At 40.2% G+C, this 12,560-nt stretch carries 10 protein-coding genes; 9 read left to right on the top strand and 1 reads right to left on the bottom strand.

What is annotated here, in order from left to right:
• Positions 1–14: 14 nt before the first annotated feature.
• Positions 15–1,280, bottom strand: coding sequence for a valine--pyruvate transaminase (locus ACQ96U_RS12605; RefSeq protein ID WP_431721609.1), 1,266 nt, complete (start codon positions 1,278–1,280; stop codon positions 15–17).
• A 748-nt stretch (positions 1,281–2,028) separates the two neighbouring features.
• Here ACQ96U_RS12605 and ACQ96U_RS12600 point away from each other — a divergent pair.
• The 9 genes from ACQ96U_RS12600 to malG all read left to right on the top strand — a co-directional run bounded on the left by ACQ96U_RS12600 (position 2,029) and on the right by malG (position 12,475).
• Positions 2,029–2,661, top strand: coding sequence for a hypothetical protein (locus ACQ96U_RS12600; RefSeq protein WP_431721608.1), 633 nt, complete (start codon positions 2,029–2,031; stop codon positions 2,659–2,661).
• A gap of 162 nt (positions 2,662–2,823) precedes the next feature.
• Positions 2,824–3,579 carry a substrate-binding periplasmic protein gene (locus tag ACQ96U_RS12595; RefSeq protein ID WP_431721607.1) on the top strand — a complete coding sequence of 252 codons (756 nt, stop codon included), beginning with the start codon at positions 2,824–2,826 and terminating at the stop codon, positions 3,577–3,579.
• A gap of 472 nt (positions 3,580–4,051) precedes the next feature.
• A complete protein-coding gene (locus tag ACQ96U_RS12590; protein WP_431721606.1) occupies positions 4,052–4,990 on the top strand; it encodes a hypothetical protein in 939 nt (312 codons plus the stop codon).
• A 257-nt stretch (positions 4,991–5,247) separates the two neighbouring features.
• Entirely contained in the window at positions 5,248–5,817 is a 570-nt protein-coding gene (locus ACQ96U_RS12585; RefSeq protein WP_431721605.1) for a hypothetical protein, read from the top strand.
• 321 nt (positions 5,818–6,138) lie between these two features.
• Positions 6,139–7,425, top strand: coding sequence for a maltoporin (locus tag ACQ96U_RS12580; RefSeq protein ID WP_431721604.1), 1,287 nt, complete (start codon positions 6,139–6,141; stop codon positions 7,423–7,425).
• A 106-nt stretch (positions 7,426–7,531) separates the two neighbouring features.
• Positions 7,532–8,458, top strand: a complete 927-nt coding sequence (locus tag ACQ96U_RS12575; protein WP_431721603.1) for a MalM family protein — start codon at positions 7,532–7,534, stop codon at positions 8,456–8,458.
• A 207-nt stretch (positions 8,459–8,665) separates the two neighbouring features.
• Positions 8,666–9,859 carry a maltose/maltodextrin ABC transporter substrate-binding protein MalE gene (gene malE, locus ACQ96U_RS12570; RefSeq protein ID WP_431721602.1) on the top strand — a complete coding sequence of 398 codons (1,194 nt, stop codon included), beginning with the start codon at positions 8,666–8,668 and terminating at the stop codon, positions 9,857–9,859.
• Between the two features lie 170 nt (positions 9,860–10,029).
• The gene (gene malF / locus ACQ96U_RS12565) at positions 10,030–11,571 is read left to right on the top strand and encodes a maltose ABC transporter permease MalF (protein WP_431721601.1); all 1,542 of its coding nucleotides are present in this window, start codon (positions 10,030–10,032) and stop codon (positions 11,569–11,571) included.
• Between the two features lie 13 nt (positions 11,572–11,584).
• Positions 11,585–12,475, top strand: a complete 891-nt coding sequence (gene malG / locus ACQ96U_RS12560; RefSeq protein ID WP_431721600.1) for a maltose ABC transporter permease MalG — start codon at positions 11,585–11,587, stop codon at positions 12,473–12,475.
• The last annotated feature ends 85 nt before the right edge of the window (positions 12,476–12,560 follow it).

The raw sequence follows: 12,560 nt of genomic DNA, 5'->3' as shown, positions 1-12,560 counted from the left end.
TACTAAGTCGCTTTCTACTTAATTTCACCTTCCTGATAGGCGCGTTTAACTTCTTCTGCGATAATTTTTAAGCCTTTGGCTACTTTACTATCATCTTGCGCATAAGAAACGCGAATACATTCGTGTTGATGGCGCCAGGAGGTATCCATTCCAGGAAAGAAATAGTGGCCAGATACAACAATAACACCACGCGCTTTTAACCGTTGGTAAAGCTCTAGACTGCTAATGGGTAAGTCTTTAAACCAAAGCCATAAGAACATAGCGCCTTCAGGTTTATGAATATAATACTCATGATCTCCTAAAGCGCGCTGTAAAACATTTGTCGCTTTTTCGGCTTTTTGTTGATAGTACGGACGAACAATGTCATTACTTAAGCTTAGGATACTACCATCTTTAACCATATCCATTGCCATTAAGCTGCCAGTGCTGTTTGTTGCAAGGCTCATAATCGCATTAATGCGTGATAACGCGGTGATCACTTCTTCGTTGGCAATGACAATACCAGTTCTAGCCGCAGGCAAGCCTAGTTTTGATAAGCTTAAACAGAGAATAATATTGTCATTCCAATAAGGCGTGGCATCAGTGAAAATAAGGTTGGGAAAGGGCGTACTGTATGCACCATCAAGCAGTAAAGGGATGTGGTGAGCCTTGGCCAGTCGATCTAACTTTTCAATCTCATGATCAGTCAAGACATTACCTGTCGGGTTTGTGGGGCGCGAAACACATAACGCACCTGTTGTTTCATCAATCTTTAACTGGTCAAAATCAACGTGATATTTAAACAGGTGGTTATCTAGATATTCGATGCTAGGGCGGTTCGCTGAAAAAAAGTTTTCAGTGAGTCCAGCATCTGCATAGCCTATATATTCGGGTGCCAGTGGCAGTTGAATTTTACGCTGTGTGCCATCTTTGCATTGCCCGGCAAACATATTGAATAACATGAAAAATGCAGATTGACTGCCATTGGTTAAGGCAATATTTTTGGCTGAAAGCGACCAGCCAAACTGATTACGAAGTAGCTTAACCAAGTGATTGATAAACTCAATCTCACCTTGGGGTGGATCATAAATACCAATGAGTCTGACGAACTCATGATGGTTATCGAGAATGCGACTAAGTCGGGCTTTGAAGGCATCTTCTACGGCAGGGATATGTGCTGGATTGCCACCACCCATCATGATGAAATCTTCACCACTGGCGAGGGCATTACCCAGGTCATCCATTAAGGATTGTATACCGGTCTGACTCGTAAACTTTTCTCCAAACTCCGATAGTTTCATGCATACCTCAAAATAAGCGAATCAAAGCGTCTTGCAAGCATAATAGTCACTAGCTTCTGATTGGGACTATGAGACGTTTTATGCAAAGCCTATAAGTATCATGTTCTAGAGAACGTGCGTAATGGCTAATTTTCCGCAATTTTGACGTAAAAGTATACCTCTACCGCTAGAAAAATGGGCTGGCAAGCTATTTGATCCACTCTGCTTTTAAACATTATCTGTGTTGTTTTGTGAGTTGAGCATAAGTGGTATCAAGCAATGTATGGGATACATGTTCCGTCTTATGTCAGGCTCTTTTACATAAATTAACATCAGTGTGAAATATCGAACAGATTTGTATTTTGCTTGTTAATTACTAGTCATTACATAAATTAAATGTGAAGTGGGTGGTTAAAAATTAGGCTGTTATTGATGACAATATGACTAAATCGTGAATGTATGACAAAACCAATAAATACGGCATTGGCAGAAGTCTTGAGATTAATTCGTAATTAGATAACAAGCATAAAGTCAGTTCGTTAAAAAATAATAATCTATTTGTGAATCAAATGAGTGGTAAATGTGTGGATGGACTCACCTGCTAACACGAGAAGAAGACACTAAGCGTTTAGCATGGTGACTTAGTGATCTAACCCAATACAGTACTTGATGAAACGCTTACTGTGTTTTGAGTCATTAGTAAGGACTGGGCAACGTAGGCCACAAAAAGTCCCAATCATGGGGGACGGGTTACACAGGAGTATTTGCAGTGAAAACAAGAGGTTCATTATTTTTGGGGATGAGTAGTTTGTTATTGGCAGTAGTTGTCGCATTGCCAGTACAGGCTGACCCTGAAAAAAACGATCAGTCAGTGAAAGAAAGTAGCTGGCGTGATGGTGCAAAGCGAGTGATTGAATGGCTTGTTGATGAGCAGGCAGAGACAAGCACTGTGACAACAGTTAATGTAGAACTTAAAACTGATCATGAACCTAGAGCGTTAGCTGTTGAACCTGCCTTACCTATAGTCCAAGGTCCTAATGGAAGCCAGTGGAAGCATGAGGCAGTGAGTCAGCTTTCACCTATACATACTGATAACATGCCTCCACTTCAAACAATACTTCCACTACTGGCAGTACCTAATCAACCAGTAGCAGAAGCCCCTGATATTGATGATAAGCTGTTAATTGATGATTGTGACCCTGCTTTATCTCGTTGTGAGGGGGCAGAGCTTGTTACACCTGTTGTTGTTCTATCTGATATCCCTCAACAACCTAACAACACTAAAATACCACCACCAGTGATAGCTGCAGCTCAACCGATAACTTCAGTTCCTGTGCCTGCAACAGGTTTGTTAATGTTCGCATGGATGTTGTTGTTGGCTGGACGAATGCGCAGATATTAATCTTACATAATACAAAATGTTGGGATTATCTAAAGCCGGTATTTACCGGCTTTTTTATATGTTTGAATAACAAAATTAATCCTGCTTTTATCGTCGCATTTAAAAATACCCTGCTAGTCTATCTATTACGTATAGTAGTAAATGGCAAAAGGGTAATAAGTTATGCGTATTTTAGTTATGGCTTTATTTTTAACGTTTGGACTCAACTCTTGGGCAGATCCAACACAAGGGGTTAACTATCTTACGGAAGAGTTTCCTCCATTTAATTTTAAAGGGAGTGATGGTAACCCCACAGGTATCAATACAGATGTTTTAGTTGAAATGTTCAAAAAAATGGGCAGTAAAAATAGTTATAGGGACATTAAGATACAACCATGGGTGCGAGGTTATCGTACTACTCAAGAAGACGGTAGTATGAATATTTTATTTTCAACTACACGAACGCCTGAACGTGAAAAGATATTTAAATGGGTAGGACCTTTAACGGATGCCACCAATGATATTATGGTACTAAAAGGTAATCCAAAAGGGGTGAAAATAGAATCAGATGCTGACTTTGGTAAATATAAATATGCTGTCATTCGTGATGATATTGGTGAGCAAGTATTAGCAAATGCCGGTGTTAAAAAATCTAACCTTTCACACTCAACAAACTTTTATGCAATGGTTAAAAAATTGCAGGATGGTAAAGTTGATGCTGTTTCTTACAATGGAACCGTAGCAAAATGGTTATTAAAAAAAGAAGGACTAAGTCCGGCTGATTTTGATTTTGTTTATACTACAAAACTAGGGCAGCATTACTTTGCTTTTAATAGAAGTATTGATGATAGTGTTGTTGAAGCTCATCAGAAGGCGCTTGAAGCTGTAAAATCTGATAAAGCCATAATGGATAAAATTACTGAGAAGTATCTTAAATAAGTAAAAGGGGGAGGCGATTAAAGGATATAATCATTTTTCCTCCTTATGGAGTAGTTACTTAATTATAATATATTGCGTGGCTATAAACGCTAAGCTGTTACAGATAATTTTTTAATGTTGTTAATGTTTAATTTTGAGTGAGTGTTATAAAAAACCGTTTGAAAATAAAGGTGTAAAAAGCAGTTTTAGTCTTGTTGTTGAGGTGTTGTTTTAAATGGGGAAAAGTTATAAATGCTCTAATGCTCATAATGATTAGTTTTTGTATTCCTCTTTCCCTGGATTCAACTGGTTATTGACGCGCAGATATTGAAAAATATTATCAGAAGTCACGTTTTTGGCGAATTTTTTCCTGCTTTAGGTAGGTAAACAATCATTAACCAGTTAAACTTAAAACAGCGACAATAGGTAAATGAGGGGATAGAATGAATTTAAATCCGACGAGTTTAAAATGAGTTGAAAGGCGCTCAGGTATATGGAGCCATTTGATTCATTCATCCAGCGGACAGATGAAAAATTCCTGCCACTGTGGCAGCCCTTTATTTCGGGAAGCCGTTTTTATTGGCAGTTAGTGTCTGATTGGCCTGATGATCCAGATAATATTGATGCAGACTTTCCGAGTATAGAACTGCTGTGTGAGCGTTTACCTGATCAAAATCTGGGGTATTGGATGATCTCAGATGAGAATGTATTTCATTACTTTAGCCTTAATCCTGCCGTAGCCTCTGAGTTGCTGAACTATGAAGCTCGTGCCATGGCGCGTTGTTTGGCTGTTGATGATGCCAGTTTTGGTTTTTGTCATAGTTTTCCACTATTTTCCTTGGATGTGCTTTTTGAACAACCCCTTAATATTATGCCGCGTGATCCGGTTATTCCTCCACACTATGAACAGTTGTTAGATAAGCGCTTTCCGTGTCCAGCAATGCTTAATTGGGGAGGGCGAGCGCTGCCTTGTATGATGTTGGCAGAGTACGATGGACGTACGCTGATTAAGCTATTTGTGGACTATGATGGACCTGCCGATGTATTGCCTGCTTCAGATTTCATGTACTTGGGAAATTTTTTACACCCTGGTGGTCAGTATCTCGAACTGATGGCGGATATGTTGATACTGGTGTCGACAGACCAACTCACGTTACCTAATCAATGGATTGAGAATATTGCTGCAATTAAGGCTAAACAGTTCAGTCGCACTCACTCAAGTCAACAAATGCAAAACTATAATTTATTAACGGATATTCTTGCATTGGATAAATCAAGCTCAGCTATTTTATCAGATAAGTCTTCAAGTGAGTGGATCGCCTGGACATTCACTATTTTGCAAGCATTTGCCGCTGCACTTACAGCAGGTATCTTATGGTTTGTTATGGGACTTGTATTAATTGTAGGGTTAGTACTGCTTTTTGCTGGCTAGTCCTGTTTCCTGTTTATAGCTTTTCTGTTTGTACGTTTTGTTAGTGCTTATAAACTAAACAAAGCAACCAGCCACCTTTCTCCTTATATAATCAGTTACCCCCTGTTATTGACCAACTATGTTGTTGTTCACTTGTTGATTGTTAACTCATGCAAGATTTATTGTTTTTTTACACTACAGGGGCTGTCTTTTTCTTACAATGGCTTTTTCTGGTACATTTTGATTGAGTACATTCGTGCTGATTGACTGGAGAGGCTATGTTGAAGTTAATGCAAACCCTGTTAGTGTGTGTCATGACAATGGGGTGGATGAGCAATATTCAGGCATCATTGATTAACGATGATTTCGAGGATGGTGATCTGGGAGATCGCTTTTTTGAACTCGGGATGGGAGAGCCCTCTATTGTTAAGGAGTATACTGATCGCTCGGGACAAGTTTATACCGCTGCATCTGGAGATTATTTTGCAGCTATACCCACAGGTGCTGCATTAATTTGGACTGATGTTCAGTGGCGAAAAGGGGATAAAATTGAGTTTCAGTATTTGGTCGCTGATGGTGCTATTGGGAGCTTTCAGTTACATCCAGATTGGCCTTATACCGGTGGAATTGTTGACAGTTTAGTTGATGATATTGGTGCTTGGCAGACATTTAGTTATGAGTTTACTGGAGATGAGGATGGTGCTATTGCACTGCAAAACTTTGGCGGCTTTGATAGTTTCTTTCTAATTGATGGGGTTTCTATCATTAAGGTCGCGGCTCCCAGTACATTTGGTTTAGGCTTGATTGGATTAGCTGGGTTGTTTTCGCGTAAGCGCTTTATTGTTTGAACTAGTAATAAATGATAACTCATTTGCAAGAGAAACAAGTGATAAATACTTTTTTACGTTTTTTGCTGTTGGGATTGAACTTCACTTGTTCCTCTTGGTCTTACTTGTGTACCAAATAATCTTGGTATGTGATCTCTCCTATCACGTGTAGACCCTACGTCTAAAGCTAAACAATTCTCCCCCTTGCAACTACGCCCTGGATTTTATCCAGGGGGGAGGATGTTTTTTGACACGTAATTTTTCACCATCTAGTTTGTGACTAAAGCAGTGAAAAGCATGTAGGTCCATTTTTATGGCCCATGCGCATAGAGGTGTTAGATTATGCGTCGAGATAATAAAAATAGTAATCGTGGTAGATGGCAAAAAATAAAACATAACCTTCCTTATATTACCCTCATCTGTTGTTTTCCTAGTTTGTTTTCTTCTCCTGTATCAGCGGTTGACTTTCATGGTTATTTACGGTCTGGTATTGGTGGCACTCAAGGAGGGGGGGACCAAGCCTGTTTCAAAGCAAGAGGTGCTGGTGCTAAGTATCGATTAGGTAACGAGTGTGAGACTTATGCAGAAATACAGCTAGGACAAGAACTTTTTAATGAAGGGGGAAAACGTTTCTACGTTGACTCTATGATTGCCTATGTTTCTGATCAGGAAAATGATTGGGAAGAGCTTAATGGTGATGGTGCTACCTCGTCATTAAGACAGATGTACGTCATTGGTGAAAATGTACTTGAAAGCTTTCCAGGCGCTAATATTTGGGCAGGTAAGCGCTACTATCAACGACATGATGTGCATATTAATGATTATTACTATTGGGATGTATCCGGTCCAGGTGCGGGTATCGAAAATATTGATGTAGGGTTTGGTAAGTTATCTTTGGCCTGGTTACGTAATACAGATGAGGACTATCAAGCAAAAGGTGGTTCATCTGGTACGAATGTGGCGAATGATACCTTCGACATACGTTTATCAGACCTGTCGGTCAATGAGAATGGCAAATTGGAACTCGGTCTGGATTATGGCCGTGCAAACCTAAATTCTGAACAAGATGATAAGGATTTTGATGACGAAAAAGGTTACCTGTTTACTATACAGCACACGCAAAGTAATTGGTTTGGAGGCTATAACAAGTTAGCGCTGCAGTATGCTACAGATGGCATGGTAGGAACAGGGCATAATGGTAGCAGAGCAGTGGATGGTAACATGTTTCGTATCGTCAATCAGGGGGTGATTGAACTGTCCGAAAACCTGGAAGGGATGTATGTGGGTATCTATGAGAAAAAAGATTTGGATAACAATCAGGGGCAAACATGGATGTCGGCAGGGATTAGGCCTGTTTATAAGTGGAATGATGTAATGAGTACTGCCTTAGAAGTAGGTTACGACCGTGTTAAGCCGCAGGCAAGTGGCGCAGAAACGGTTGACTTAACCAAAGTCACACTGGCTCAGCAGTGGTCTGCAGGAAGAAGCTTTTGGGCAAGACCTGTCATCAGAGCTTTTGCTACTTACGCTCGCTGGGATGGTGATGATTATAATGCCGCCAGTGAGGCGATTGAGACTGGAGAAGACGACGGTCTAACCTTTGGTGTACAGGTAGAAGCTTGGTGGTAATTAATAAGGCCAATTTACACTTATTCACATGACATCCACTGAGAAGGGTATACATCAGGCCACTTATTAAGTGGCCCGTATTCTTCCCAAGGCTAGGACTTCTCTTATGTACCAAAATGTATATTACCGATTTATCCGGTATTTTTCGGTTATTTTTATACTGGCCTCTGTATCCACTGGGTATGCAGATATTGCCAATTGGACAGGTACATGGCCTCGTGCATCTACCGTCAGTCAACAAGTTGCTAATGAGGGACTCGTTAAATCGACTGTTTGCTGTCAACACTTAGCAGACTTACCATTTCAGACCATTAAGCCAGGGCAACAACATAAGGTTGAGATTAATCTCGATTCTCCCAGCTATTTATTTGACACAGGAAAAAGTTTTTTTGCAGCTTATAAACTACCTGAAGAAGCCAATTCGCTAACGATTACACTGTATAGTATTGCTGGAAAAACAGTGTTTAAACCTGTAGTTATGTTGATGGATAGTCAATTTCGGGTCACTCGATTATTGCGAGGCAATGATTTTCAATATCGACCTGCTAAAGGGTTTAAAGGCGATAGTTTAGATGGGCAGTTTCGGGTTGATCGAAGTTTGCCTGGTAACCCACTCAATGAAACTTACATGGTACTGTACACCACAGCATCAGATAGACAAGGTGAGACGACATTATTACATCCCGCCAAAGCATACGCGTTAGCACGACATAATCAGCCTCCAGCCATTCCTGACCCTGTTGCTAAACATTCAGCAGTAGGGGTTTTACAGTTACGCATAGAGCAGGAACGTAAATCGTTTGGTGAGCGGGCAGACTATGTTCCCCCAGCTGTTGTCTATCCATCAACAGCATCTACACCTGCAAGCAAACCCGCACTTCCTGAAACGCAGCACTATTACCAACAAGCGATTAACCAGGCACTCGCCAAAGAGGACATGGCTAAAGCACTACGTTTGGTTGAAGAAGGAGAGCGTGCCGGTGTTCAAGGTATACGCACGTTTTTCTTAGAGCGTATTCGGCCGAAGCAATAAACTCAACCGGAAAACTACGCCCCCCTAAAAAAAATAAAGGGGGATGCGAAGTTTGACTGTATCAGGCAGGATCATGCAAAGAAGGATACAGCAACTAATTAGAGTGTTGTCGGTTAAGAAACAAGGATAATCACGAAGTATGCCCAGGGTGAAATACATTATGAATAATGATTCACGAAGGGATAGGCTGTTAATAGGATGTCGTTTATGAAAAAAACAATAACATTACTGGCTTCAAGCTTACTGATGTCGCAGTGTATCAGTACAGCTGCATTCGCAGCAATTGCTGAAGGTGAGTTAACCATTTGGATTAACGGTGATAAAGGGTATAACGGATTACAAGCTGTCGGTGACCGTTTTGCTAAAGAAACAGGAATTCCAGTAAAGGTCGCTCACCCGGATAAAGCCACAGATAAATTTCAACAGGCTGCAGCGACAGGAAATGGACCTGATATTTTTATTTGGGCTCATGATCGGTTAGGTGAATGGGCTAAAAGTGGACTCATTGCTCCGCTTTCACCGAGTAAGTCCATTAAATCTGGTATTGTTGATTTTAGTTGGGATGCAGTGACGGTTGATGGAAAAGTGTATGGTTATCCCATGGCAATGGAAGCAGTAGGTTTAATTTATAATAAAGCAATTATTAAGCAGCCGCCAAAAACCGTGGATGAAATCTTTTCTTTGAGTACTCAGCTTGCGAAAAAAAATAAAAAAGCCATTTTATGGGATTACAATAACACGTATTTTACCTGGGGATTATTTGCTGGCTATGGCGCCTATACATTTAAAAAAACACCCGCTGGTGGCTATGACGTAAAAGATACCGGGGTAAACAATAAAGGCGGTTACCAGGCTGGAATGCTATTGAAAAAAATGATTGACGAAAAGGTAATGCCTAAAGGTGTTGATTATGGCGTCATGGATGCAGCTTTTAATAAAGGAGAGGTTGCTATGATGATTAATGGCCCATGGTCATGGAGCAATCTTAAAAAAAGTGGCATTGACTTTGGCGTAGCACCGTTGCCCAAGATTAATGGCCAGGTAGGTAAACCATTTGTGGGTGTATTAGCGGCAACCATTAATGCTGCAAGCCCGAATAAAGAATTGGCGGTAGAATTTTTAGAAAATTATATGTTACAAATTGAGGGACTTAAAAAGGTGAATGATGATGTTCCCTTAGGGGCTGTTGCCAATAAACAGTTTATGGAAGCGCTAAGCAAAGACCCTAATATAGCGGCCACATTTAATAATGCACAAGCGGGTGAAGTCATGCCAAATGTGCCAGAAATGGGGGCATTTTGGGCTGCGATGAAAGCGGCATTACAAAATATCACCTCAGGGCGTCAGCCGGTTAAAGCCGCTTTGGATGATGCGGCCAAACGTATTGTACGCAACAAGTAACCTATACCCATAGCGCTGGGTACATTTGTTTATTCATCTAGTAGTGACTGTTTAGCTTGGTATACCCAACTTTACTATATGTTGTGTGTGGAGGGTATTCTCTCTGAAGGGAAAAAGGTGAGGGTATACCAGCAAACAGTTTTGCTACTGGAAAAACATGGTGAAGTATCATGTTAACCGAGCTTCAACTAAGTGCTTTTCTTCGTTTTTTTAAACGGGTTTTACCTCTAAGTGTTATAGGGGTGGGTTTATACCTTGTTGTTGTCATGTATGTACAACAACAGCTAGCGTTTGCGGGATTATTTTTAGTGGTGTTGAGTGCAGCCGCTTTTGTTTTTTGTCGGCAGGAAGCGTATGCACATCGCTACGTATTTCCTGCTGTTGCGGGTATGGTTATTTTTGTCATTTTTCCACTGCTCTACACGATAGGCATAAGTTTTACTAACTATAGCGCTAAACATTTGTTGGATTTACCTAAAGCACAGCAGTATTTTTTACAACAAACGTATAAAGTGAGTGATAAAAAATATAAATATTATCTTTACTTCCAACAACAAAAAACGAGCGAAAAAACAGCCGTTATTGCTTTGGTCGATGATGAGAATCATACGACATATCTAAGTTCAAACATCTTACTTGTAGACGCTATCAACAAGACTGTAGCGTTAACCTTGGTGAGTGAATTGCTTGATCAAAAACCTGCAACGATAAAAGCTATTATAAAACATAAAAAGCAACTCAAAAATATCACGTTGAACTTACCAAATGGTCAGCACTTACAGTGGGTTGGGCTTCGGCATTTTGCGGCTGTTGCACCACTTTACCAATTAAATGATCAGCAGCAATTAATAAATCAAAAAACCGGTGATGTACTCAGCATCGATTGGCAAACTGGGTTTTATAAAAATAATCAGGGGGTAAAATTTTCACCAGGTTTTAAAACCTATGTTGGTTGGAAAAATTATATTACTGTGTTATTTGATCCAAGTATTAGTGGGCCTTTTATACAAATTTTTGTTTGGACTATTGTATTTTCGCTATGTACCGTTGTTTTTACCTTGCTGGTGGGCCTTATCCTCGCGAATCTTTTACAGTGGGAGCTTTTGAAGGGAAAAGGCTTTTACCGAATGATGTTGATTTTACCGTATGCGGTACCTGCTTTTATTTCCATTTTAGTGTTTAAAGGCTTATTTAATCAGAATGCAGGTGAAGTGAATTATTTATTGGGTTCACTATTGGGTGTTCGGCCAGACTGGTTTAGTGATCCCTTGCTGGCTCGTACTATGATCTTGATTGTCAACACGTGGTTGGGTTATCCCTATATGCTGTTGTTGTGTATGGGGCTATTACAAGCTATTCCAAAAGATTTATATGAAGCGTCTGCGATTGACGGTGCATCACCGTGGCGTAATTTAATGAGTATTACGTTACCTCAAATAATTAAGCCTTTAACCCCACTATTAATCGCCTCATTTGCGTTTAATTTTAATAATTTTGTGCTGATAACCTTATTAACATCTGGGGGGCCAGATATTATTGGTGCAACGACTCCTGCGGGTACTACAGATTTATTGGTGAGTTATACCTATCGATTAGCATTTCAGGATTCGGGACAAAATTTTGGTATGGCAGCGGCTATAGCAACATTAATCTTTTTACTGGTGGGTGCGCTGGCTGTTATGCAATTGCGCCTCAGCAAGGTCAAGGTATAAGGGAGATATAACGATGGCGATGGTCCACCCTCCATCTGTTAAGTACCGTGTATGGTTGACACATGCGGGCTTAATTGGCTTTCTTGCAATCATTATTTTTCCATTATTGATGGTGTTATCCATTTCTTTTAGAACGGGTAACTTTGCAACAGGACACTTATTACCGGTTAATCCATCACTGGAACATTGGTCGCTGGCGTTAGGTTTTCCGTATACCCAAGCAGATGGTACGGTTATTCAGCCACCTTTCCCTGTATTAACTTGGTTGTGGAATTCCATAAAAATTGCATTGATTTCTGCACTGTTGATTTTGATGCTATCAACGACCAGTGCTTATGCTTTTGCGCGTATGCGCTTTCGCTTTAAAGGGATCATGCTTAAGTCCATGCTGATCTTTCAAATGTTTCCACCCGTATTATCGTTAGTTGCTATCTATGCGCTTTTTGATCAGTTGGGGCAACATATCAGTTGGCTGGGGATTAACTCTCATGGTGCAGTTATTACCGCTTCGCTTGGGGGAATGGCGTTACATATTTGGACAATCAAAGGATATTTTGAATCGATTGATGCTTCTCTTGAAGAGGCTGCTGTTGTAGATGGAGCAACTATCTGGCAAGCCTTTCGTTATATATTACTGCCATTAAGTATTCCAATACTCGCTGTGGTATTTATTTTGGCATTTATTACCACAATTGCAGAATATCCTATTGCCTCAGTATTATTACTCGATGTTGATCAACTTACACTGGCGGTGGGGGCTCAACAGTATCTCTATGAACAAAATTATTTATGGGGAGATTTTGCTGCAGCGGCGGTGCTTTCTGGATTACCCATCACAGTGATCTTTTTATATTGTCAGAAGTGGATTATTAGTGGCCTCACGGCTGGTGGTGTTAAAGGGTAATTGATATAGACCATCCTAACATTTGATTTTAAACAGTTGTTGTTCATGAATTTGAAGAAATAATCAAATAATCCTTATGAATAAT

The organism is Zooshikella sp. RANM57 (genome assembly GCF_050749885.1).
Taxonomy (GTDB): Bacteria; Pseudomonadota; Gammaproteobacteria; order Pseudomonadales; family Zooshikellaceae; genus Zooshikella.
Note: the sequence above shows the minus strand (reverse complement) of the source record. Positions and strands in the feature narration are given on the sequence as shown.